The organism is Streptomyces davaonensis JCM 4913, assembly GCF_000349325.1.
In the GTDB taxonomy this organism is placed as follows: domain Bacteria; phylum Actinomycetota; class Actinomycetes; order Streptomycetales; family Streptomycetaceae; genus Streptomyces; species Streptomyces davaonensis.
This window is the reverse complement of record NC_020504.1, coordinates 9,231,795-9,255,104: the sequence shown is the minus strand read 5'-3', so window position 1 is coordinate 9,255,104 and position 23,310 is coordinate 9,231,795. Positions and strand designations below refer to the sequence as shown.

The following is a 23,310-nucleotide window of genomic DNA, read 5'->3' as shown; positions in this document are numbered from 1 at the left end:
GGCACCACGCCGCCCCTCCCGCCCGACGTCGCTCAGTGCTGCTTGAGCCAGTCCTCGTAGCGGGTGGCCGCCACGTCCACGGTGTCGTCGCCGGTCAGCACGTCGGGCATGCGGGCGAACAGGCTCGCGGACTCGTCGGTGACGACCGTGCGGCCGTCCGGCTTGGCCGCCAGGGTGAGCTCACCGAGCCGGTCAAGACCGTGGATCTCGGGTCCCGCAATGCTGCGGATGCCGTTCGTCGGCTCGCCCTCAGCCGCCCGAGCCACGGCGGCGGCGACGTCGGAGGAGGCGATGGGCCGCAGCCGCAGCGACGGCAGACGCACCTCGGTGCCCTCGGTGGACATGCCCATCACCGGCCCGATGAACTCGAAGAACTGCGTGGCCCGCACCAGGCTGTACGGCACACCGCTGCCGCGTACCGCATCCTCCTGGGCCACCTTGGCCAGGTAGTAGCCGTAGCCCGGGACCTGGTCGACGCCGACGATCGAGAGCCCCACATGGTGGCGCACGCCCGCCTCCTTCTCGGCGGCGAACAGGTTCCGCGCCGAGCCGGTGAAGAAGTCCAGCGCCGCGTCGGCCTCGAAGGACGGCGAGTTCGACACGTCCACCACCACGTCCGCGCCCTTCAGCGCCTGGTCGAGCCCCTCGCCGGTGAGAGTGTCCACGCCGGTGGAGGGCGCGGCGGGCACCGCCTCATGTCCGTTCTCGCGCAGCAGAGCGATCACCTGCGAGCCGATGAGCCCCGTACCGCCGATCACCACGATCTTCATCAATGTCTCCGTCAGCCGTTCTCGCGGTGCGCGGTCGCGCACACCAGAAGGACCGGACAGTGTGCGGGTCTGTGACAGCCGCGGCCGGGACCGCCTCGGGCATACCTGAGCGAAGTGACACGATCGAACATACGATGGCACCTGTCGGCACGGCGGCGGTCGTCGTCGCGCCGGAGCAACGGACCTCTCGGGGTGGGAGACGTATGGCACAGGCCGCCGAATCGGCGCGGACCGTCATCCTGACCGTGGACGACGACCCGGGGGTCTCCCGCGCCGTCGCGCGGGACCTGCGGCGGCGGTACGGCGAGTCGTACCGGATCGTGCGCGCGGAGTCCGGTGAGTCCGCGCTGGAGGCGCTGCGGGAGCTGAAGCTGCGCGGCGACCTGGTGGCCGTGATCCTCGCCGACTACCGGATGCCGCAGATGAACGGCATCGAGTTCCTCGAGCAGGCCATGGACATCCATCCCGGCGCCCGGCGGATCCTGCTCACCGCGTACGCCGACACCGGCGCGGCCATCGACGCCATCAATGTCGTCGACCTGGATCACTATCTGCTCAAGCCCTGGGATCCGCCGGAGGAGAAGCTCTATCCGGTCCTGGACGATCTACTGGAGGCCTGGCGGTGCAGTGACTACCGGCCGGTGCCCGCCACCAAGGTCGTCGGGCACCGCTGGTCGGCCCGCTCGTCGGACGTACGGGAGTTCCTGGCCCGTAACCAGGTGCCCTACCGCTGGTACTCGGCGGACGAGCCGGAGGGGCGGCGGCTGCTCGCCGCGGCCGGGCAGGACGGACAGCGGCTGCCGCTGGTGATCACCCCGGAGGGGACGCCGCTGGTCGAGCCGGACGTGCCGGAGCTCGCCTCGCACGTGGGCCTCGCGACCACGCCGACCGCCGACTTCTACGACCTGGTGGTGATCGGCGGCGGTCCGGCGGGGCTCGGGGCCGCGGTGTACGGGGCGTCCGAGGGGCTGCGGACGGTGCTGGTGGAGCGGTCGGCGACCGGCGGACAGGCCGGGCAGAGCTCGCGCATCGAGAACTACCTGGGCTTCCCCGACGGCGTCTCCGGCGCCCAGCTCACCGACCGGGCCCGCCGTCAGGCCGCCAAGTTCGGCGCCGAGGTCCTCACCGCGCGCGAGGTCACCGGCCTGGAGATCAGCGGCGCCGCGCGCGTCGTGCGGTTCTCCGACGGCTCGGCCATCGCCGCGCACAGCGTGATCCTGGCGACCGGGGTCTCCTACCGCCAGCTCCAGGCACCGGGCTGCGCCGAACTGACCAGCTGCGGCGTCTTCTACGGCTCGGCGCTGACCGAGGCGCCCTCCTGCCAGGGACACGACGTGTACATCGTCGGCGGCGCCAACTCCGCCGGCCAGGCGGCGATGTACCTGTCCAAGGGCGCCAAGTCGGTGACGCTGCTGGTGCGCGGCGCCGATCTGTCGGCGTCGATGTCGCACTACCTGATCCAGCAGATCAACGAGGCGCCCAACATCTCCGTCCGTCCGCGCACGGTCGTCGAGGCCGCCCACGGCGACGGCCACCTCGAACAGCTCAGCCTGCGTGACACGGAGACCGGGGAGAGCGAACTCGTCGACGCCCAGTGGCTGTTCGTGTTCATCGGCGCGGCCCCGCTGACCGACTGGCTGGACGGCACCGTGCTGCGCGACGGCAACGGCTTCATCCTCACAGGACCCGACCTCACCCCCGACGGACGGCCCCCCGCGGACTGGGAGCTGGACCGGCCGCCGTACCACCTGGAGACGAATGTGCCCGGCGTGTTCGTGGCCGGTGACGCGCGCGCCGAGTCCGCCAAGCGCGTCGCCTCCGCGGTCGGAGAGGGAGCGATGGCCGTGATGCTCGTCCACCGTTATCTGGAGCAGTCGTGAGCGGACAGCCCATGCCGTGCAGCCCGGCGGAGATCAGCTCGCTGTTCCTGTTCGAGAAGCTCACCCCCGAGCAGCTCGGCCGACTGTGCGCCGAGGGCCGGGTGGAGCGGTTCGAGCCGGGTCCGGTGTACGCCGAGGGCGATCCGGCGACCTGTTTCTACGTCATGGTCGAGGGCACCGTGGTGCTGTCCCGCCGGGTCGGCGGGGACGACGTGGAGGTGATCCGCAACTCCCAGCCCGGGGTGTACTCGGGGGCGATGCAGGCCTATCTCGGGGACCGGGCGCGGCAGGTCTACAACAACTCCATGCGGGTGACGGAGCCGACCCGGTTCTTCGTGCTGCCCGCCGACACCTTCGCGGCCATCATGCAGGAGTGGTTCCCGATGGCGGTGCATCTGCTGGAGGGGCTCTTCTTCGGCTCGAAAGCCACCCAGACCGTCATCGGGCAGCGTGAACGGCTACTGGCGCTCGGCTCGTTGTCGGCCGGGCTCACCCATGAGCTGAACAACCCCGCGGCGGCGGCCGTACGCGCCACCTCCACCCTGCGCGAGCGAGTGGCGAAGATGCGGCACAAGCTGGCGATGATCGCCTCCGGCCCCTATCCGCGGGAGAGCCTGGCCGGTCTCATCGACATCCAGGAGCGCACCGCCGAACTCGTCGGCAAGGCGCCCGCGTTGAGCCCGCTGGAGGCCTCCGACCGCGAGGACGCGCTCACCGACTGGCTCGACGACCACGACATCCCGGACGGCTGGCGGCTCGCCCCGACCTTCGTCCAGGCCGGTCTGGACGTCGACTGGCTGGAGCAGGTCGCGGCGGCCGTGGAGGAGGACGTCCTGGCGGGGGCGATCGGCTGGCTCAACTACACGGTCGAGACCGAGCTGTTGATGAGCGAGATCGAGGACTCCACCACCCGTATCTCGCACCTGGTCGACGCCGCCAAGCAGTACTCGCAGCTCGACCGCGCCCCCTACCGCAGCGTCGACGTCCATGAACTCCTCGACAGCACCCTGCTGATGCTCTCCGGGAAGATCGGCCCGATCAAGGTCCTCAAGGAGTACGACCGCACCCTCCCGGAGATCCCCGCGTACCCGGCGGAGCTCAACCAGGTGTGGACGAACCTCATCGACAACGCGGTCTCCGCCATCAAGAGCGCGGGCGGGGAAGGGACGTTGACCGTGCGGACGGCACGGGACCACGACCGGCTGCTGGTGGAGTTCGGCGACACCGGCGTGGGGATCCCGGCGGACATCCGCAGCCGGATCTTCGATCCCTTCTTCACCACGAAGCCGGTGGGCGAGGGCACGGGGCTCGGTCTGGACATCTCCTGGCGGATCGTGGTCAACAAGCACCACGGCGCGCTCCAGGTCGAGTCCGAGCCGGGCGACACCCGATTCCAGGTGCTGTTGCCGCTGACCGCCGCGGAGAACGCCGAGAACGAGAACTCTGAGGAGTCCGCATGACCGACGGCATCGATCCCAGCGTCCCGCCCAGCGGTACCGGGTGCGTGGAGTGCGACGAGGTCGGGGGGTGGTGGTTCCATCTGCGCCGGTGCGCGCAGTGCGGGCACATTGGGTGCTGTGACTCCTCGCCCGCGAAGCACGCGACCGCGCACTTCAAGGCGACGGGGCATCCCATCGTGCAGAGTTTTGAGCCGGGTGAGGGGTGGTTCTGGGACTACAGCAGCTCCGATATGTACGAGTCGGGGCCGGAGCTGGCGGCTCCGGTCGCTCACCCTGCGGATCAGCCTTCGCCGGGGCCTGCAGGGCGGGTGCCTGATGACTGGGCTCAGGTGTTGCGGGGCGCCTGATCGGGTGCGGACACCGGCGCGTTGGCGGGTGCCGGTTCATCGTGGCCGGTCGCGCCCACGCGGCGGAGCCGCATATGAGCACAGTCCCGCGCCCCTAAGGTCGGACCAGCGTGCCTAGGATTAAGCGGTGACGCAGAACATAACCTCCGCTCCGCTCATCGGCCGGGATCACGAACTCGACCGGCTTCTCGGTGTGCTGGAGCGCGCCCGTTCCGGTGAGGCTCGGGCTGTGCTCGTCGCCGGGGACGCGGGGGTCGGTAAGACTCGGGTGCTGGACGAGGTCGCCGCGCGGGCCGCTCGGGACGGGATGACCGTGTTGACCGGGCACTGTGTCGATCTGGGGGATGTCGGGCTGCCGTATCTGCCGTTCACCGAGGTGCTCGGAGTGGTGGCCGGTGACGTGCGGTTCGCCGAGGTGCTGGCGGCTCATCCGGTGGTCGACCGGATGCTGGGCGGCGGTACGGACGCGGCGCGGGACTCACGGCTCCAGTTGTTCGAGGGGATGGCCGGGCTGCTGGCCGACCTGGCGGACGTGGCTCCGCTGCTGCTCGTCCTGGAGGATCTGCACTGGGCCGACCAGTCCTCGCGGGATCTGCTGCGGTTCCTGCTCAGCCGCGGTGTGCTCCAGCGCCCGGCGGGCGGAGTCGCCGTGGTGGCCTCCTATCGCGCGGACGATCTGCACCGCCGCCACCCCTTGCGCCCCCTGCTGGCCGAACTGGTACGGCTGCCCTCGGTGGAGCGCCTGGAGCTGCGGCCGCTCGCCGACTCCGAGGTGGCCCGGCTGGTGCGGGCGCTGGAGGTGCGGCCGCTGCCGGAGACCACGGTCCGCCGGATCGTCGAGCGCGCCGAGGGCAACGCCTTCTACGCCGAGGAACTCCTCGCGGCCACCGACACCGAGGCCGGCGGCGTGCCGAGCGGTCTGGCCGACGTCCTGCTGATCCGCTTCGAGCAACTGTCCGACACGGCCCAGCAGGTGCTGCGTACCGCCGCGGTCGCCGGGCGCCGGGTGGAGCACGATCTGCTGCGGGAGGCCGTGGGGCTGCCCGAGGAGGAGCTGGAGTCGGCCCTGCGCGAGGCCCTGGGACGGCAACTGCTGGTCCCCGGGGACGGCGACACGTACGCCTTCCGGCACGCCCTGGCCCGTGAGGCGGTCTACGCCGATCTGCTGCCCGGCGAACGGGCCCGGCTGCACGGCGCGTTCGCCGGGCTGCTCGCCGCCCGGCCCCGGCGCGCCGAGACCGCCGCCGAACGCGCCCACCACTACCGCGAGAGCCATGACCTGGCCGAGGCGCTCACCGCCTCGCTGGAAGCCGCCGACCACGCCGGCCGGGTCGGCGCGCCCGCCGAGGAGCTACGGCATCTGGAGACCGCCCTCGATCTGTGGCCGTCGGTGGATCCGGCCGCGCGGCCCTCTGGCGAGCACGGCGACCGGGTGGCCCTCACCCTGCGCGCTTCCTCGGCGGCGGCGCACGCCGGTGCGGCGCATCGCGCGGTCGCGCTGACCCGGTCCGCGCTCGCGGGCGTCGACCAGGAGGAGAACTCGGAACTCGCCGCCCGGGTCCGCTACACCCTCGCGGGCAATCTGATCACCGTCGACAATCTGAGCGCGGCCTACGCCCACAGCAACGAGGCGCTCGCCCTGATCCCCGCCGAGCCGCCGACGCCGACATGGGTGTGGGCGGCCGCCACGCATGTCCTGGCGGCCCGTCAGGTCGGGGAGAACGACACCGCGTTGAAGATGGCACGCCGGGCCCTCAAGGTCGCGGAACAGCTGGCGATCACCGACGCCAGAGCCGATCTGCTCATCTCGCTGGCGGTTCTCGAAGGCGCCGGCCGACGCAGCCCGGAGAACCGGGCCCGGCTGCGCGAGGCCCGGGAGCTGGCGCGCAGTTCGGGCAACGCGCCGGTGGAGCTGCGCGCCCTGTTCAGCCTGGCCATGGGCCACTTCGAGGCGGGTGAGCTGGAGGAGTCCCTGCCCTGGCTGACGGAGGGCCTGGACCGCGCCCGCCGCGCCGGGCTGCTGTCCTCGGCGTATCCCCTGGAGATGCGCTATCTCCGGCTGGTGCTGCTGTACACGCTGGGCCGTTGGGACGAGTGCGTGCGGGCCGCCACCGCCGACGCGCAGGTGCTTCCGGCCTCGGGCGCCTACACCTCGGGGCCCGCCTGGTACGTCGCGGTCGCGCGCGGCGACCTGGCCGCCGCCGAGGGGTCGCGGGTGCTGCTGGAAGGGCCGTTCGACTGGATGGGCACGCTGGTCGCGGGCATCGTACGGACCGACGCCGCCGCGCTGGCGGGCGATCCGGAGGCGGCGGTGGAGCGGATGCGGTCCACGGTCGCGGCCCTCACCGACGAGGCGGGGACGCACCCCGATGTGACGGTGCGGCTGGCCGCGCTGGCGCTGTCCGCCGTGGCCGACCGGGCCGCCGAGCTGCGGCTGGGCGGGGACGAGGGCGGGGCCCGGCACTGGGCGGACATCGCGACGGAACTCGTGGAGTCGGCGCGGGACTCGGCGGTGCGCGGGGGCGACCGGTCGCCGCAGGGGCCGGAGGGCATGGCCTGGCTGGCGCGCGCCGAGGCCGAGTGGCTGCGGGCCACGTCCGGTCCCGACGCGGAGGCCTGGGGCAGGGCGGTGGCGGCCTTCGACTACGGCGACCTGTACGAGCTGGCTCGCTGCCGACTCCGGTTCGCCGAGGCCCTGTTGACGGCCGAGCGGCGCGAGGAGGCGGCGGTGGAGGCGGCCGCGGTGCGGGAGACTGCGGTGCGGCTCGGGGCGCGGCCCCTGCTGGAGCGGGTGGACGCCCTGATCCGCCGCGGCCGCCTCGCGGACCGCGCGTCCGCCGCGGACCGCACCTCGCCGCTGACCGCCCGGGAACAGGACGTGCTGCGTCTGCTGGCCCAGGGCCGCAGCAACCGGCAGATCGGCGAGGAGCTCTTCATCAGCGGCAAGACGGCGAGCGTCCATGTCTCCAACATCCTCGCCAAGCTGGGCGCCGCGAGCCGGGGCGAGGCGGTGGCCGTCGCCTACCGCGAAGGGCTGATCACACCGGAGCCCAGCGCCTCCGGCTGACCGTCCGCCGGCTGTCCCGGGCATCCCCCATGCGGGCGACCCATGCCCTCATACGTCCTGAATGACCATCTTTCTTTCTCTCCCTGGCACTACCGTGCGTCACCGTGACGGTGTGTCAGCAGGGAGAGAGGACCCGGATGGACTCGGCAACGGTCGGCAAGGCAACGGCGTTGGGGACGGCGGTCCTCCTCTCGCTCCTCGCGGTCCCGGCGCACGCGGCACCGCTGGAACCCGAGCCCGATCTCGCCGGGTTGCGCGGGGTCCTGAGCACGGCGATGAAGCAGGGCGCGCCGGGCGCCGTCGCGCGCGTCGACAACCACGGCAGCGTCGCCAAGACGTCCGCGGGCATCGCCGACCGCACCACCCGGCGGGCCCTGGCCACCACCGACCGCTTCCGCATCGGCAGCGTCACCAAGACCTTCTCCGCCGTCGTCCTGCTCCAGCTGGCCGACGAGGGGAAGCTGAAGCTCGACGCGCCGGTCAACCGCTATCTGCCCGGGCTGTTGCCGGACGACCGGATCACCGTGCGCCATGTGCTGAGCCACCGCAGCGGCCTGTACGACTACACCAACGACATGTTCACAAAGACCGTTCCCGGGTTCGAGGCGGTCCGCTCCAAGGTCTTCACCTACCGCCAGCTGGTGGACCGCTCCCTGCGCAAGCCGCGCACCACCGCGCCGGGCGGCGCGTACCGCTACTCCAACACCAACTTCGTCGTCGCCGGGATGCTCATCGAGGAGCTGACCGGGAACCCCGTGGGCATCGAGTACCAGAACCGGATCTTCGGCCCGCTGGAGCTCGCCGACACCTTCTACGTCCACCCCGGCATGAAGATCCCGGGGCGGCACGCGCGCGGCTATCTCACCCCGGACACCTCAGGACCGCTGGTCGACGCCACCGAGCAGACGGCGTCCTGGGCGCAGAGCGCGGGCGCGGTGATCTCCAGCGCACGGGACCTGAACACCTTCCTGTCGGCGCTGCTCGGCGGCCGGCTGACCTCGGCCGCGCAACTTGCCCAGATGCGCAAGTGGGTACCGGCAGGGTCGGGGCAGGCGTACGGGCTCGGGCTGCGGCGCCGGGATCTGTCGTGCGGGGTCTCGGTGTACGGGCACACGGGCGCCGTCCAGGGCTTCTACACCTACGCGTTCGCCTCCAAGGACGGCGGCCGCAGCCTGGCGGCGTTCGTCAACACCTCCAACAACGGCGCCGTGCACACCACGATGCTCGGGACGCTGGAGTCGGCGTTCTGCGGAAAGCAGGCCAAGCAGACCAAGGCGCCGCGTGGGTCCTCGGTCGGCGAGCGTTCCGAGGCCGCGGATCCGGGCGCGGCCGTGCGCTGAGTCCGCGGGCCGGGAACCCTGTCGGTGCGGCGCGCGTTGTCCGGACACCTGCCACCGGAAGGCGTACGACGACACCAGGACGGCCCGATGAGCGAGTTGGTCCCCGGGGGCAATGTGCCCCTCCCGGGCGGTGCCGTGGCCGTCCGGGTGCCCGGCCCCTTCGATGTGTCCGCGCTGATCACGGACGACGGCGGCAAGGTCCGCGGCGACGCGGACTTCGTCTTCTACAACCAGCCGGCCGTCCCCGGCGCGCGGCTGCACGGCGACACGCTCACCGTGGATCCGGAGCGGCTGCGCCCGGGTGCCACCCGGGTGACCGTCGCCATCAGCCCCGCCGATCCAGGCACCTCCCTGGGCGCGCTGCCCGCCCCGACGCTCCAGGTCACCGGCCCGGGCGGCCGCACCCTCGCCCGGTTCGCACCGCCCCGGCCCCGGCAGGAGACGGTGCTGCTGCTCGCGGAGCTGTACCGGCGGGGCGGCGGCTGGAAACTCCGGGCGCTGGGCCAGGGGTACGCCGACGGACTGGCGGGACTCGCCCGGGACTTCGGGGTGGACGTCACCGACGACGCACCCACCACGGCACTGTCTCCGTCGACACCGCCGCCCCCGCCCGACCCCGACGGCTTCGCGGGCCTGGTGAACTCCGCCCGCGCGAGGGCCGGTTCACCACCCGTCACCCTGGACGCCCGCCTCTGCTCCGCCGCCCGGGCCCACGCCACCGCCATGGCCGCGGCCGGACGCCTGGGCGTGGAGGGCCGGGACGGTGTCTCCGTCCACCAGCGCGTCACGGCCGCCGGATACGCGTATCTCACCATCGGGGAGCACCTGGTGTCCGGCCCTCGGACCCCCGCCGACTTCGTCGACTACTGCCTGCGCACCGACCAGGCCCGACGCACCCTGCACGACCCGGTGTTCACCCACGCCGGACTGGCGTACGTCCCGGCGGCCCACTCCGGCGACGTGTACTGGACGGCGCTGTGGGCCCGCCCCTTCTCCGCCGGGGACCTGGCCAGGACCACCGGCGAGGTCGTGGACCTCACCAACCGCGAGCGCGCCCGGGCCGGTCTGCGCCCGCTGTCCGTGGACCCGGTGCTGACCACCGCGGCGCAGGCGCACAGCGCGGACATGGTCGCGCGGGCCTTCTACTCCCACACCTCCCCCGAGGGCACTCAGCCCTGGGACCGGGCGGCCGCCGCGGGCTCCCGGCGCCGCTCGATCGGCGAGAACATAGCCTGCGGCCAGCGCTCCCCCGCCGAGGTCGTGGAGGGCTGGATGAACAGCCCCGGCCACCGCGCCAACATCCTCAAGCGCGACTTCACGCACATCGGCATCGGTTTCGCGGGCGGCGGCCCGGCCGGCACGTACTGGACCCAACTCTTCGGCGCCTGACGGACCGTACGGCGCGATCTGGGCGGAAGGACATCGTCCGGGACACGATGCCGTCATGAAGGGTGACCTGTTTTCCAGTGAGCACATGGTCCGGCCCGCCACCGCGCCGGGCATGACGGTCGAGAACGCCAAGTGCATCCGGTACGCGGTGAGCGGCGAAATGCTGGCGCGGCAGGGCGCGATGATCGCCTATCGCGGCAGTCTCCAGTTCGAGCGCAAGGGCCAGGGCGTGGGCGGCATGCTCAAGCGCGCGGTCACCGGGGAGGGTCTGCCGCTGATGGCGGTGCGCGGCCAGGGCGAGGCGTGGTTCGCGCACGAGGCGCAGAACTGCTTCGTCGTCGAGGTCGACCCCGGCGACGAGTTCACCGTCAACGGCCGTAACGTGCTGTGCTTCGACGCCACGCTGTCGTACCGGATAGCGACCGTGAAGGGGGCGGGCATCACCGGCGGCGGGCTGTTCAACAGCGTGTTCACCGGGCAGGGCCGGCTGGGTCTGGTCTGCGAGGGCAATCCGCTGGTGATCCCGGTGTCCGCGCAGTATCCGGTCTACGTCGACACCGACGCGGTGGTCGGCTGGAGCGCGGGCCTGGGGACCTCGCTGCACCGCTCTCAGTCCATCGGCTCGATGCTGCGCGGCGGCTCGGGCGAGGCCGTCCAGCTGATGCTCAGCGGCGAGGGCTTCGTCGTCGTACGGCCGAGCGAGGCGACCCCGCCGAAAACTCAGCAGCACTGACGGCCCGTGAGGTGATCTGCGCCTCACGGGCAACCCCTTCGGCTCCGTCCACGTCTTGATCCACAACAGATGACACCGCCCTGGTCCCACAGGGGGCCAGGGCTGGTTTCCGATGCTCTATACACGCCATGTATACGTGCGATGTATAGATGTGGTGTATACGGACCGAAAGGCATCCATGTACGGCAAGGCATTCGCCCCCGAGTACCAGGGCGCGCTGACCACCCTGTCCGTGAACTCCTCGCTCACCGACGTCCTGGTGGCCGGCACCGAGGAGTTGCGGGCCGCGGAGCGGACCGGACGACACGGCGAGGCGGCGCGCTCCGGCCTCGCCGTCGCCGAGGCGCACCGGCGGCTCGGGCAGATCGGAGAGGCGGACCGGGCATGGAAGGCGAGCTTCCGCGCGGCCCGCGCGGCCGGGGACACCGGGGCGATGGCATGGGCGCTGTGGAGCGGCGGCACCCTGGCCCGCCAGCGCGGTGAGTTCCCGCTGGCCCGGCGCCTCCTCCAGCTCGCCGCCGACCTCGGTGAGCGCGGCGGGGACGTCGTCGTCCGCGGCTACTCGCTCGCCGGACTCGCCGAGACCGGCCGCATCCAGGGCGACTACGAGGCGGTCGCCCGGCTGCACGAGCAACTGCTGGCCGAGGCCAGGCGGCGCGGCGAGGCGCGGCACACGGTGTGGGCCCTGGAGGGCATCGCCCAGATCCACCGCAACACCGGCTCCTACGACACCGCGTTCGCGCTGTTCGAGGAGGCGGCCGAGATCGCCGCGCGCGCCGAGGACCGGCGCGGGCACGCCTGGGCGCTGCGCGGACTCGCCGACATCGTCTCGGTACGCGACGGCGACACCGAGCGCGCCCTGGAACTGCTGTCCCAGGCGGAGCAGACCTGCCGCACGATGAAGCTCTCCAGCGCACTCGCCTACAACCACAAGATGCGCGGCAACGTCCTCTACCGCGCGGGACGTTACGCCGAGGCACGGGACCTGTACGAGCAGGCGCTCGCCGAGTTCCGCGCCATGAGCGAGCCGCGCGGCGAGGCGCTGTCCCGGCTGGGCCTGGCCAAGTCCCGGGCCCGCCTTGGCCGGGACCGCGCCGAGACGGCGGCCGAACTGACGGAGCTGGCCCGCACCCTGGACCGCATCGGCCTGCGGCACGCCCGGGAGATGGTGGCCCGGGCCCAGCAGGAGCTCGACACGGAGGTCGTACGGTGACGGCGGCCCCCTCGACAGCGCCGCTGACCGCGGTCCAAGTGCTGGACCGCTGCCGTGAGTTGGTCCGCCCGGAGCTGGAACGGGCCGTGGCAGGGCTGCATCCCTGGGTGCGGGAGATGGCCGCGTACACCTTCGGCTGGTGCGAGGTGGGCGGCGCCCCGGCCACCTCCTCCGGCGGCAAGGGCGTACGACAGGCGCTGGCCGTGCTCGGCGCCGAGGCGGTGGGCGGCCCCGCGCACGCCGGACCGAGAGCCGCCGTCGCCGTGGAACTCGTGCACGCCTTCTCCCTGTTGCACGACGACATCATGGACGGGGACACGTCCCGCCGTGGCCGCCCCACGGTGTGGCGGGCCTACGGCACCGGCCCGGCCGTCCTCGCGGGCGACGCCCTGTTCGCGCTGGCCGTCGACACGCTCGCCGAGGCTCCGGCGGGCGCGGCCGGCGCCGTACGGCTGCTGTCGACGGCGCTCGGGGATCTGGTGCGCGGGCAGGCGGACGATCTGCTGTTCGCGACCCGGCCCTGGACGGGGCCCGAACGGGTGCGGCCCGAGGAGTACCGGACGATGGCCGAGCACAAGACGGGCGCGTTGCTGGGCTGTGCGGCCGCGTTGGGCGCCGCGCTCGGCGGGGCGCCGCCCGCGACGGTCGCCGCGCTGGACCGGGCCGGGCGTCATCTCGGGATCGCGTTCCAGATCGTCGACGACGTGCTCGGCGTCTGGGGCGATCCCGCCGTCACCGGCAAGCCCGTGCACAGCGATCTGCGCACCCGCAAGAAGACCTTCCCGGTGCTGGTGGCGCTGGACACCCCGGCGGCCGGGCAGTTGGCCAGGCTGCTGGAGTCGGGCGAGCGGCCGGACGCCGCGGCCGCGCTGATCGAGCGGGCGGGCGGCCGGTCGGCGGCCCTGCGCGAGGCGCGGCGCCGGATCGCCGTCGCCGAGGCCACCCTGGCCGCGGTACCTCTTCAGGCGGAGGCGGGTGGGGAGTTGGGGGCACTGGTGGACTTCCTGGTGCGCAGGGAACTCTGAGACCGGTGTTCGACGCATCGGATGAACAAACGGGAATCGGTGTATCTCGCTCGGCGAATCCTTGAACACACCCCGTCACACCCGCCGTACCTGTGGGAAAGGTGAGAGCCAGGGGTTCAGCGAGGGATGACCATGGTCAAGGCGCACGTCTCCACACCCGTGTTGGTCGCCGGGAGATACCGGCTCGTCGAGGTGGTCCACCAGGAGACCAACCGCGTCTGCTGGTACGCCGAGGACGGCCAGGCGCAGCGGCCCTGTCTGGTCACCCAGATCGGGCTGCCGGACGATGCGGGCGGGGAGGCGGCCCGCCGGGTCACCGCACAGGTGCTGCGCACCTCCGAGCGGATGTCGTTGATGCTGGCCAAGCGGGTCGCCGAAGTCGTCGACGCCGTCGAGGAGTCGGGGGCGCTGTGGCTGGTGACCCGGTGGATCGACGGGCAGCCGCTCGGCGAACTCCTCGCCCAGCAGGGCACGTTGAACTATGTGCGGGCGGCGCGGATCGGCCTGGAGGTGCTCGATGTGCTGGAGGCGGCGCACGGGCAGGGCATCTCGCACGGCGAACTCAGCCCCTCCCAGGTGTTCGTGCGGGACCAGGGGCCGGTCGTGGTCTCCGGTTTCGGCCTGGCCGGCGCCACCCGGGCGCCCAGGCTGGCCGCCCCCGCCTTCGCCTCCCCGGAGCAGGCGCGCGACGAGCGGATCGGTCCCGCCACCGACCTGTGGGCGCTCGGCGCCCTGCTCTACACGATGGTGGAGGGACGTCCGCCGTTCCGCGACCGGGGACGCCCGGAGGCCACCCTCAAGGCGGTGGACCGGCTGCCGCTGCGCACCCCGGTGCGCGCCGGTCCGCTCACCCAGGCCGTGCAGGGCCTGCTGCGCAAGGACCCGGTGGAGCGGCTGCCCCGGCCGGTGGTCCGCGAGGCCCTCCTGCGCGTCCTCGACGAGGAGACCGCGGCGGCGATGCCGAGCCCGCGCCTGCGCGGCCGGTATGTGAACTGTTCGAGCTGGAGCAACCGGACCATGGTCGCCGGGACTGCGCTGGCCGTCGTCACCGTCGCGGTCGCCGTGCTCGCGGTGACCGACCGGCTGCCGGGCGGCTCCGACTCCCCCGCCGCCGGCACCCCGCCCCGCCCGACCCCGTCGGCGACGGCCTCCCCCGCCCCCTCCCCCAGCCCTTCGGACCCGGTCGCCCCCGCCCCGACGGAGTCCCCCTACAGCCGCTACGCATCAACCCTGGGCTTCTCCGTCTCGCTCCCGGAGGGCTGGCGGCCGCTGCGGACCAACCGGATCTCGGATCTGGCGTACCGCGTCGTCCTCGGCGCCGAGGGTGACGCGCGGACGCTGACCGTCACCTACAGCGAGCGGGTGGGTCCTGACCCGGTCGATGTGTGGCGCGAGGTGGAGCCCGGTCTGAAGCAGGGCGGCGGCTACCGGCGGATCGGTGACATCCGGGCGACGACCTACCGGGGCCAGGAGGCCGCCGAGATGGAGTGGCTCGCGAACGACGGCGGCACCCGGGTGCGCACCCTCGGCCGGGGTTACCTCATCGGCGACAACCGGGGCTACTCGCTGCGCTGGACGGCGCCCGCGGCCGACTGGGACGACGCCGCCAACCGCGAGGCCCTGGCCACCGCCCTGCGCACCTTCAAGGAACCGTCAGACTGACCGCCGGGGCGCACCCATCGCACGCAGCGACTGCGGGCGCAGGGGCTCGGTGGCCCAGCGTGCCGTACAGGTGTGGTCCGGCAGTGAGCAGGTCACCACGAGGCGGTGGGGCGTCTCCAGGAAGAGGACGTGCGCCTCCAGCGTGTCGGCGTCGGTCCAGCCGCCGCTGACCGCGGTGGGGACCGGCTCCTCGGCGACGCTCCAGCGGCCCGGGTCGAGTCGCAGTTCGAGCCGTTGGCCGTCCTCGAAGAGCGTCAGCAAAGGGCCTTCCGGATCCGAGCCGACCTCCGCGGAGATTCCGTCGGAGCCGAAGGAGACCGTCGCCCAGCCCTCGGGCACGGTCTTGCCGGCCGCCGGGGGCAGCGCGAGTCCCGCCAGCCGCTCGGCGAGGGCCTCGTCCGCCTGCTCGCGGCCCGTGAGCGGGGCGGGACCGCAGGCGGGCAGCAGATGCGTCCAGATCAGGTCCAGCAGCTTCTGCATCCCCACGGTCGCCGAGGTCATGGCGATCACCGCGTCCTGCTCGGGCAGCACCAGGCAGTACTGCCCGTACGCGCCGTCCCCGCGGTAGCCGTGCCGGGACATCCAGAACTGGAAGCCGTAGCCCTGCCGCCAGTCCACGCCGCTCATCGGCCCCTCGGCGTTCGCCGTGTGGCGGCGGGTGGCCTCGGCCACCCAGGACTCCGGGAGCACCCGCCGCCCCTCCCACAACCCGCCGCTCAGATGGAGCTGCCCCAACCGGGCGACGGCGTCCGTGGTGGCATGCAGCCCGGTGAAACCCAGCTCCCGGCCCGCCCGGTCCTGCTGCCACGCCACCTCGCCGATGCCGAGCGGGTCAAGGAGCCGGGGGCGCAGATAGTCGGTGAGCGAGCGGCCGGTGACGCGCTGCACGATCGCGGCGAGCGTGAAGGTGGCGGGCTGGTTGTACGCGAACACGGTGCCCGGCTCGCGGTCGGGCGGCAGCAGCAGGAACCCGCGCACCAGATCGTCGGGGTCCAGCGCGTGGGCCCGGTCCAGGGTGTCGGTCTCGTGGCCGCTCGCCATCGACGCCACATGCCGTACGAGCATCGTGCGGCTGCGCTGGTCGGTGATGTCGGCGTCGAGCTCCGGGAAGTAGGAGATCACCGGATCGTCGAGCCGCAGCAGCCCCTCGGCGACCGCCAGCCCGGCCGCGGCGGAGGTGAAGCTCTTGCTCAGGGAGTACAGCAATTGCGGCCGCCCGGCGGTGTACGGCGCCCACCAGCCGGACGCCACCAGCCTGCCGTGCCGCAGGATCATCAGGCTGTGCGGCTCGATGTCGGGGTCGGCCTCGACGGCGTCGAGGAAGCCCTGCACCCCCGATACGTCGACGCCCTGGGACGCGGGTGTGCTGGAAGGCAGCGCGCGAGTCGTCATGACGGCATCCCTACCCATTCCGCCGGCATCGTCCGGTGCCGGCCCGGACGCCTTCGGATGACACGCCCCGGGGCCGTCAAACCATCGCATGCAGGCGCATATAGGCTGCCGGTCTGCACAGTGCGGTTCCCAGCCTCAGGAGAGTCATCCGTGACCCTAGCGTTCGCCCCGTCCGAGACGTCCCCCGCGCCGCTGTCCGACCTCGTCGCGCGGGACGCGCGTGAGTTCGGTGCGTACGCCCGCACCGGTGGCTGGGCCTTCGGCCTGATGGTGGCCCGCAGTGTGCGGCCCGGCGGCCAGGGCGCCGACGAGACGCCGAAGGTGTCCGCGAAGGAGTTCGCCGAGCTGGCGAGCTGCTCCCCCGAGCGGGTCATGCGCTACTACAAGGCCTGGGACCGGGCCGCCGACGACGGTCTCGTCCCGCACTTCGAGGCGCTCCGGCCGGGCGCCGAGGTGGAACTGCCGGACGCCGATGTGTGGCTGAGCTACTACGTGTCCCGCAACAGCGCCACCTCCGAGCGCGGCACGGCCATCGCCGAGGCCGCCGAGGCCGAGGGCATCCGGCCGACGAAGGCGCTGGAGGTCGCGGAGAACCCCACCGCGCTGCGCGCCGCGATCCTCGCCGATCCCTCCACCGCCCGCGCGGCCCGCAGCGCGCTGCTCGACCGCATCAAGGAGGACCCCGAGCTCCAGGCCGAGCTGGCCCGGGACGTGGTGCGCACCGACGATCTGAAGAAGGCCGTCGCCACCGAGAGCCGGGCCGCCGACCGGATCGGCTACGTCCGTCAGATCGCCGAGTCCGGCCAGGTCAAGACTCCCGCCGGGCAGACCATCGACGCCCCCGCCGACCTCCGTCAGGAGGCCGAGCGGCATCTGTCGCTGATCGACGAGCTGGAGGACGACGAGGACACCGGCGAGTGGGCCACCGAGGCCTACGACACCATGAAGACCCTCGTCGCCGAGACCGTGGAGGCCGACCCCGAACTCCGCGTCCAGGAGCGGCGGACGAAGTTCTACAGCAGCCTCCAGCGGGCGACGAAGGTCTTCGAGGAACTGACCTTCGACGATGTGCAGGAGTTCGCCGAGGACGACATGGTGCAGCAGCTGGAGGACCTCCAGCAGGCCATCGCCTCGTGCATCGCCGCGCTGCGCGGCGGTCAGTCCCGCGAGGTGTAGCGGCGCCGGGCCCACGCCGGCAACACGAACCAGCACACCAGATACCACGCCACGACCCCGGTGACCAGCCAGGGCACCGGGCCGTCGTCCATGGCGACCCGCAGGATCAGCAGCAGCGAGGCCGTCATGGTGGCCAGCAGCAGCAATAGGCCGACGAAGGTCAGCCGGGACGCCCATTGGACCGCGCGCGGTTTGATGCGCCTGCCGGACACCAGGCGGTGCAGGGAGACGGGTCCGATCAGGGCGCCAGTGGCGGCGGCGCCCAGGATCACGGTCACGATGTAGATGGTCTGCTCGGTGTCGCCGAGGTCGTCGTACTTCGGGGTGAAGACGACGGTGAGCAGGAAGCCGAACAGGATCTGCACGCCCATCTGGGTCACCCGGACCTCTTGGATGAGCTCCGACCACATCCGGTCGGCGCGCTCGTCCTCGGTCTCGTCACGGCCTGAGGGTCTCTCCGTTGCCTGCGCCATGCCGTCCGAGTGACCCCGGTGCTGATCGTTCAAACGGCTACCAGCGGTTTTCGACCTGTTCCTTGATCCGCCGGTCGTACAGGTCCCGGATCGCCCCCAGGGTCTGCTCGGACAGCTCCGGGAGGGCGGCGGCGGTGGCGTTGGCGCGGGCCTGCTCCGGCGAGCGGGCGCCGGGGATCACGCTGGTCACGCCGGGCTGCTGGATGATCCAGCGCAGGGCGAGCTGGGCCGGGGTGAAGCCCTCGGGGGCGAGGGCGGAGAACTCCGCGGCGGCCTCGACGCCGGTGGTGTAGTCGACGCCGGAGAAGGTCTCGCCCTGGTCGAAGGCCTCGCCGTGCCGGTTGTAGGTGCGGTGGTCGTTCGCCGGGAAGACGGTGTCCTTGGTGTACTTCCCGGACAGCAGTCCGGAGGCCAGTGGGACCCGGGCGATGATGCCGACGCCCGCCTCCCGCGCGGCGGGCAGCACCTCCAGCAGCGGCTTCATCCGGAACGGGTTCAGGATGATCTGCACGCTCGCCACGCCCGGCCGGGCGATCGCGGTGAGCGCCTCGGCGCAGGTCTCCACGCTCACGCCGTAGGCGGCGATGCGCTCCTCGGCGACGAGGGTGTCCAGGGCGTCGAACACCTCGTCGCTGGAGTAGACGGGCGTGGGCGGGCAGTGCAGCTGCACCAGGTCGATGCGGTCGACGCCGAGGTTGCGGCGGGAACGGTCGTTCCAGGCACGGAAGTTGTCCAGGACGTAGTTCTCCGGGATCTGGTCGACCCGGCGGCCCATCTTGGTGGCGACCAGGACATGCAGATCGGGTCGGCCGCTCAGGAAGGAGGCGATGGTCTGCTCGCTGCGGCCGTCGCCGTAGACGTCGGCGGTGTCGAAGAAGGTCACGCCCGTCTCGGCCGCCGTCTCCAGCACCTTGAGGGCGTCCTTGTCGTCGACGTCGCCCCAGTCGGCGCCCAGTTGCCAGGTGCCGAGACCGACCACGGATGCGTGCTGTTGCGACCTGCTGAATGTGCGCTCGTCCATGGGCGTCAGTCTGTCATCCGCGCCGCTCAGGCACTTCTTCGGGCTGCCGGCCGGAGGACAGGTTCCGGGCCTGCACGGTGCGCGCGAGCTTGGGGCCGAGCCAGCGCTTGAACCGGCGCAGCGCCTCCAGCCGGCCCGCCGCCCGGTCCAGGCGGTAGTAGAGCTGGGGCGGGACGTAGGGCAGCAGGGGCGAGTGGCGCTGGCCGAGCAGGGCGAACATCTGCTCGGGCGGGAGCTGGATGTAGCGGGGCAGGCTCTCGTACCACTGGGCGCTGTAGCGGGCCGCGCTCTGGAGCGGGAGCAGGGCCTGCTTGCGCTCCCTTTCGTACTGGGCGAGGGCCCGCGGCAGTTGGGGGTGCTCGCGCAGGGCGTCGGCCAGCGCGATGGCGTCCTCCAGGGCGAGGGTGGTGCCGGCGCCGATGGAGTAGTGCGTGGTGTGGGCGGCGTCGCCGAGCAGGACCAGGTTGTCGCGGTACCAGGTGCGGTTGGTCAGGGTGCGGAAGTTGAGCCAGGAGGAGCTGCCGTCGGCCGGTGCCCGGCCGATCAGGGCGTGGCCGTCGAGGGTGTCGGCGAACAGCTTCTCCAGCAGGGCGAGCCCCTCGGCCTCGTCGGCGCGGTCGAGGCCCAGGCCGGTGAAGGTCTCGGGGGCGCATTCGATGACGACGGTGCTGCGGTCGGGGCCGAAGCCGTAGCCGTAGGCCCAGATCCAGCCGTGGTCGGTCTCGACGAAGGCGAAGGTGAAGGCGTCGAAGACCTTGGTGGTGCCGAGCCAGATGTAGTGGTTGCGGCCGGGCCTGAGCTCGGTGCCGAAGTGAGCGGCGTGGCGGGTGCGCAGCGCGCTGTGCACTCCGTCGCCGGCGACGACGAGGTCGGCTCCGCCGGTCGGGCCGGCGGCGTCGATCTCGCTCTCGTACTCCAGGCGTACGCCGAGGGAGCGGGCGCGGGCGGCGAGGAGTTCCAGGAGGCGGTGGCGGCCGATGCCGAAACCCTCGTCGCCGCCGTGCCGGGTGGTCAGGTCCCGGACCCGGGCCACGCCTTCGTTCCAGTTGACCGAGTGGTCGGCGATGGCCTGCGCGGACACGGGGTCGCGCTCGTGCAGCTTGTCGAGCAGTCCGCGCCAGTAGGTGACACCCCAGCCGTATGTCGAGCCCTCCGGGTTGCGCTCGTGGACGGTGATGTCGTGGGACGGGTCCTGAAGCTTGAGCAGGATCGAGAGGTACAGGCCGGCGGGCCCGCCTCCGACACAGACGACCTTCACGCGCACCCCTTGGAATCACTCAAAGCGATCATTTCGAGACGGAGAGTAGCAGTGTGCATCGCAGGGCACGGGCTTCCGGATCGCGTCAGTTCCCGGGCGTGACGCAGGCCACCCGCGACACACCCTCACGTGAAAGACCACCCGAATCAGGACTCCGGGGAGAAGGAATTACCCGTTCCGGCGGATCTCTGCATATGCACGCAGCAAGATCATCCTGGTTCAACCTTGCACGACATGTGGGTAATTGTCCGGATCGCAGCCAACCGCTCCGGAGGGATTTCTCCCGGTCTCGTCCCGCCCGATAGGCATGCGGAGTCAACACCCGCACCGAACCGGGAGATCCGTATGCCGGAACTCAGCCGTCGCCGCGCGCTCACCGCCGCGGCCGCCCTCGCCGCCGCCTCCGGAGCCGCCACGCTCGCCGCCCCCGCCGCCCGGGCCGCCGGGCACCACCCGGGCTCCTCCCCCGCACCCTTCGACGAGGTCTACAAGGGCCGTCGGATACAAGGCAGGGCCGCCTCCGGCGGCGGCCATCACGATCACGGCGGCGGCTACGGCGTGTTCGTCGACGGGGTGGAGCTGCATGTGATGCGCAACGCCGACGGCAGCTGGATCAGCGTCGTCAGCCACTACGACCCGGTGGCCACCCCGCGCGCCGCCGCCCGCGCCGCGGTCGACGAGCTCCAGGGCGCCGCGCTCCTGCCCTTCCCCACCAACTGACCCGCCCCTCACGCACCTTCCGGGAGCAACCGCACATGACCGTCCGCAAGAACCAGGCGTCCCTGACCGCCGACGAGAAGCGGCGCTTCGTCGCCGCCGTCCTGGAGCTCAAGCGCAGCGGCCGCTACGACGAGTTCGTCACCACGCACAACGCCTTCATCGTCGCCGACACGGACAACGGCGAGCGCACGGGCCACCGTTCGCCGTCCTTCCTGCCCTGGCACCGCAGATTCCTGCTCGACTTCGAGAGTGCATTGCAGCAGGTGGACGCCTCGGTCGCACTGCCCTACTGGGACTGGAGCACCGACCGCACCGCGCGTGCCTCACTGTGGGCGCCGGACTTCCTCGGCGGCACCGGGCGCAGCCTGGACGGCCGGGTGATGGACGGGCCGTTCGCCGCCTCGACCGGCAACTGGACCATCAACGTCCGCGTGGACGGCCGTACTTATCTGCGCCGGGCTCTCGGCTCCGGCGGCAGGCAGCTGCCGACCCCGGCCGAGGTGGAGTCGGTACTGGCCATGCAGACGTACGACATGGCGCCCTGGAACAGCGGTTCGGACGGGTTCCGCAACCATCTGGAGGGCTGGCGCGGGGTCAATCTCCACAACCGGGTGCATGTGTGGGTCGGCGGCCAGATGGCGACCGGGGTCTCCCCCAACGACCCGGTGTTCTGGCTGCACCACGCCTACGTCGACAAGCTGTGGGCGGACTGGCAGCGCCGCCACCCCGGCTCCGCCTATCTCCCGGCGGCAGGCACGCCGAACGTGGTCGACCTCAACGACACGATGAAGCCGTGGAACGATGTGCGGCCCGCGGATCTGCTGGACCACACCCCGCACTACACGTTCGACGCGGCCTGATCCCTGCACTCCGGGTGACCCCAGCCCTGCGCGTTCTTGGCGATGGACTCGCCCGCCGCGTAGGAGCGGCCGCACACGCAGCGGCCGGGGAACTTCGCCTTGATGGTGCGCGCGGAGGACGCGCCGCCGCTCTTCTTCGCGGCGGTGGGTCGGCGACGCGGCGCCTTGGCGGGGGTGTCCGGTGAGGGCGGCGGTTCGGGCGAGCCGAGGCCGCTGCCCGCGGGCTCCTGCACGGTGGCCGCCTGGCTGGCGGCGCGGTCGGCGAAGTCGTTGAGCTTGTCGCCGTCGACCTGGTGGGCGGGCACGTAGCGGAACTCCACGGAGCGGCCGGCCAGGAGCTCGTCGATGCGTACGACGAGCTCCTGGTTGGCGACCGGCTTGCCGGCCGAGGTCTTCCAGCCGTTGCGCTTCCAGCCGGGCAGCCAGGTGGTGACCGCCTTCATGGCGTACTGGGAGTCCATCCGGACCTCCAGCGGCACCCCGGGGTCGGTCGCCGCCAACAGGCGCTCCAGCGCGGTCAGTTCCGCGACGTTGTTGGTGGCCTTGCCGAGCGGCCCGGCCTCCCAGCGGGCCGGGGTCTCGCTCTCGTCGGCGACCACCCAGGCCCAGCCCGCGGGTCCGGGGTTTCCCTTCGAAGCCCCGTCGCACGCGGCTACTACTCGTTCACGCATGTGCCGATCATGCCATGGGCCGAAGGGGTGCCGGTCAGACGTCGGTGAGCTTGGGCATCTCGCCCTGGGTGGAGGTGACGTCGATCACCGAGAAGTTCGCGCCCTGCGGGTCGCTGAGCGCCGCGAACCGCCCGAACGGCGAGTCCATCGGCCCGAACCGCAGCACACCGCCGAGCTTGGTCGCCTTCGCCACGGCCTCGTCGCAGTCGGGTACGGAGAAGTAGACGTTGATGTACGCCGGTACCTCCGGCGGGAACTCCTCGGTCATCTTCATCCGGCCCAGGACGGGGGCGTCGGTGATGTTGAAGATCCGGAAGTCGACCCCGTCGTCCTCCATCTGCTGCGCCGTGTACCGCGGGAACACGGCGGGGAAGAACGTGTCGGACTTCTCCGGCTCGCGGGTGAAGACCTCGGCCCAGCAGAACGCGCCGGGCTGCTCGGGCGGCGCCTCGAAGCCCTCGTGCTCACCGGCCTGCCACACGCCGAACACGACCCCGCTCGGATCGCGGCCCAGGCACATCGTGCCGAAGTCACCGACCTGCATCGGCTCCATCAGCACCTCACCGCCGTTGTCCCGGATCCGACCCGCGGTGGCGGCGGCGTCCGGGGAGGCGAAGTAGAGGCACCACTGGGACTGGCCCTCCTGCCCGGGCATGGGCGGGACGACGGCGGCGACGGCCTTGCCGTCCGCGTACGCCTGGGTGTAGTTGCCGAACTCCGACGACGCCTCGCCGAAGGTCCAGCCCAGGACGTCGCCGTAGAAGCTCTTGGCTCCCTCGACGTCGCTGAACATCGCATCGGCCCAACAGGGGGTTCCCTCTGGCTGTACGGCCATGACTGCGGCCTCTCCGAA

General features: G+C 72.0%; 20 protein-coding genes. 13 read left to right on the top strand and 7 right to left on the bottom strand.

The window, feature by feature from the left end:
* Positions 1–32: 32 nt before the first annotated feature.
* Positions 33–770, bottom strand: a complete 738-nt coding sequence (locus BN159_RS41070; RefSeq protein WP_015662990.1) for an SDR family oxidoreductase — start codon at positions 768–770, stop codon at positions 33–35.
* Positions 771–973: 203 nt separating this feature from the next.
* Between BN159_RS41070 and BN159_RS41065 the strand changes: the two genes are divergently transcribed.
* The 10 genes from BN159_RS41065 (at position 974) to BN159_RS41020 (ending at position 14,886) form a co-directional block, all read left to right on the top strand.
* Positions 974–2,650, top strand: coding sequence for an FAD-dependent oxidoreductase (locus tag BN159_RS41065; protein ID WP_015662989.1), 1,677 nt, complete (start codon positions 974–976; stop codon positions 2,648–2,650).
* Entirely contained in the window at positions 2,647–4,110 is a 1,464-nt protein-coding gene (locus BN159_RS41060; protein ID WP_041820503.1) for an ATP-binding protein, read from the top strand. The genes BN159_RS41065 and BN159_RS41060 overlap by 4 nt, the downstream gene beginning before the upstream one ends.
* Positions 4,107–4,457: a UBP-type zinc finger domain-containing protein gene (locus tag BN159_RS41055; RefSeq protein ID WP_015662987.1), complete on the top strand. Its 351-nt coding sequence runs from the start codon at positions 4,107–4,109 to the stop codon at positions 4,455–4,457. Before BN159_RS41060 ends, BN159_RS41055 begins: the two co-directional genes overlap by 4 nt.
* A gap of 127 nt (positions 4,458–4,584) precedes the next feature.
* Positions 4,585–7,524, top strand: coding sequence for a helix-turn-helix transcriptional regulator (locus tag BN159_RS41050; RefSeq protein ID WP_015662986.1), 2,940 nt, complete (start codon positions 4,585–4,587; stop codon positions 7,522–7,524).
* Between the two features lie 137 nt (positions 7,525–7,661).
* Positions 7,662–8,864, top strand: a complete 1,203-nt coding sequence (locus BN159_RS41045) for a serine hydrolase domain-containing protein (protein ID WP_015662985.1) — start codon at positions 7,662–7,664, stop codon at positions 8,862–8,864.
* Between the two features lie 87 nt (positions 8,865–8,951).
* Entirely contained in the window at positions 8,952–10,253 is a 1,302-nt protein-coding gene (locus tag BN159_RS41040) for a CAP domain-containing protein (RefSeq protein WP_015662984.1), read from the top strand.
* 55 nt (positions 10,254–10,308) lie between these two features.
* Positions 10,309–10,986, top strand: coding sequence for an AIM24 family protein (locus tag BN159_RS41035; RefSeq protein WP_015662983.1), 678 nt, complete (start codon positions 10,309–10,311; stop codon positions 10,984–10,986).
* A 178-nt stretch (positions 10,987–11,164) separates the two neighbouring features.
* Positions 11,165–12,199, top strand: a complete 1,035-nt coding sequence (locus BN159_RS41030; RefSeq protein WP_015662982.1) for a tetratricopeptide repeat protein — start codon at positions 11,165–11,167, stop codon at positions 12,197–12,199.
* Entirely contained in the window at positions 12,196–13,224 is a 1,029-nt protein-coding gene (locus BN159_RS41025) for a polyprenyl synthetase family protein (RefSeq protein ID WP_015662981.1), read from the top strand. Before BN159_RS41030 ends, BN159_RS41025 begins: the two co-directional genes overlap by 4 nt.
* Before the next feature lie 132 nt (positions 13,225–13,356).
* Positions 13,357–14,886: a serine/threonine-protein kinase gene (locus tag BN159_RS41020; RefSeq protein WP_015662980.1), complete on the top strand. Its 1,530-nt coding sequence runs from the start codon at positions 13,357–13,359 to the stop codon at positions 14,884–14,886.
* Here BN159_RS41020 and BN159_RS41015 read toward each other — a convergent pair.
* A complete protein-coding gene (locus tag BN159_RS41015) occupies positions 14,878–16,278 on the bottom strand; it encodes a serine hydrolase domain-containing protein (protein WP_015662979.1) in 1,401 nt (466 codons plus the stop codon). The two genes, BN159_RS41020 and BN159_RS41015, sit on opposite strands and share 9 nt — an antisense overlap.
* Positions 16,279–16,428: 150 nt before the next feature.
* Here BN159_RS41015 and BN159_RS41010 point away from each other — a divergent pair, with 150 nt between their 5' ends.
* Complete coding sequence (locus BN159_RS41010) at positions 16,429–17,454, top strand: hypothetical protein (protein ID WP_015662978.1); 1,026 nt, start codon at positions 16,429–16,431, stop codon at positions 17,452–17,454.
* On the opposite strand, the gene BN159_RS41005 is transcribed toward BN159_RS41010, so the two are convergent.
* The 3 genes from BN159_RS41005 to BN159_RS40995 are packed head-to-tail and all read right to left on the bottom strand — an operon-like array spanning position 17,436 to position 20,212.
* Positions 17,436–17,927 carry a DUF6328 family protein gene (locus BN159_RS41005; protein ID WP_015662977.1) on the bottom strand — a complete coding sequence of 164 codons (492 nt, stop codon included), beginning with the start codon at positions 17,925–17,927 and terminating at the stop codon, positions 17,436–17,438. The two genes, BN159_RS41010 and BN159_RS41005, sit on opposite strands and share 19 nt — an antisense overlap.
* Before the next feature lie 37 nt (positions 17,928–17,964).
* Positions 17,965–18,948 carry an aldo/keto reductase gene (locus BN159_RS41000; protein ID WP_015662976.1) on the bottom strand — a complete coding sequence of 328 codons (984 nt, stop codon included), beginning with the start codon at positions 18,946–18,948 and terminating at the stop codon, positions 17,965–17,967.
* 13 nt (positions 18,949–18,961) lie between these two features.
* The gene (locus tag BN159_RS40995) at positions 18,962–20,212 is read right to left on the bottom strand and encodes an FAD-dependent monooxygenase (RefSeq protein WP_041820501.1); all 1,251 of its coding nucleotides are present in this window, start codon (positions 20,210–20,212) and stop codon (positions 18,962–18,964) included.
* Positions 20,213–20,551: 339 nt separating this feature from the next.
* Here BN159_RS40995 and melC1 point away from each other — a divergent pair, with 339 nt between their 5' ends.
* On the top strand, positions 20,552–20,926 hold the full coding sequence (gene melC1 / locus BN159_RS40990) for an apotyrosinase chaperone MelC1 (protein WP_015662974.1): 375 nt from the start codon (positions 20,552–20,554) through the stop codon (positions 20,924–20,926).
* Positions 20,927–20,961: 35 nt separating this feature from the next.
* Positions 20,962–21,786, top strand: a complete 825-nt coding sequence (melC2, locus tag BN159_RS40985; RefSeq protein WP_015662973.1) for a tyrosinase MelC2 — start codon at positions 20,962–20,964, stop codon at positions 21,784–21,786.
* On the opposite strand, the gene BN159_RS40980 is transcribed toward melC2, so the two are convergent.
* Both BN159_RS40980 and BN159_RS40975 read right to left on the bottom strand, forming a co-directional pair.
* On the bottom strand, positions 21,765–22,457 hold the full coding sequence (locus BN159_RS40980; protein ID WP_015662972.1) for a ribonuclease H family protein: 693 nt from the start codon (positions 22,455–22,457) through the stop codon (positions 21,765–21,767). The two genes, melC2 and BN159_RS40980, sit on opposite strands and share 22 nt — an antisense overlap.
* A gap of 34 nt (positions 22,458–22,491) precedes the next feature.
* The gene (locus BN159_RS40975; protein WP_015662971.1) at positions 22,492–23,292 is read right to left on the bottom strand and encodes a VOC family protein; all 801 of its coding nucleotides are present in this window, start codon (positions 23,290–23,292) and stop codon (positions 22,492–22,494) included.
* Positions 23,293–23,310 lie beyond the last annotated feature (18 nt).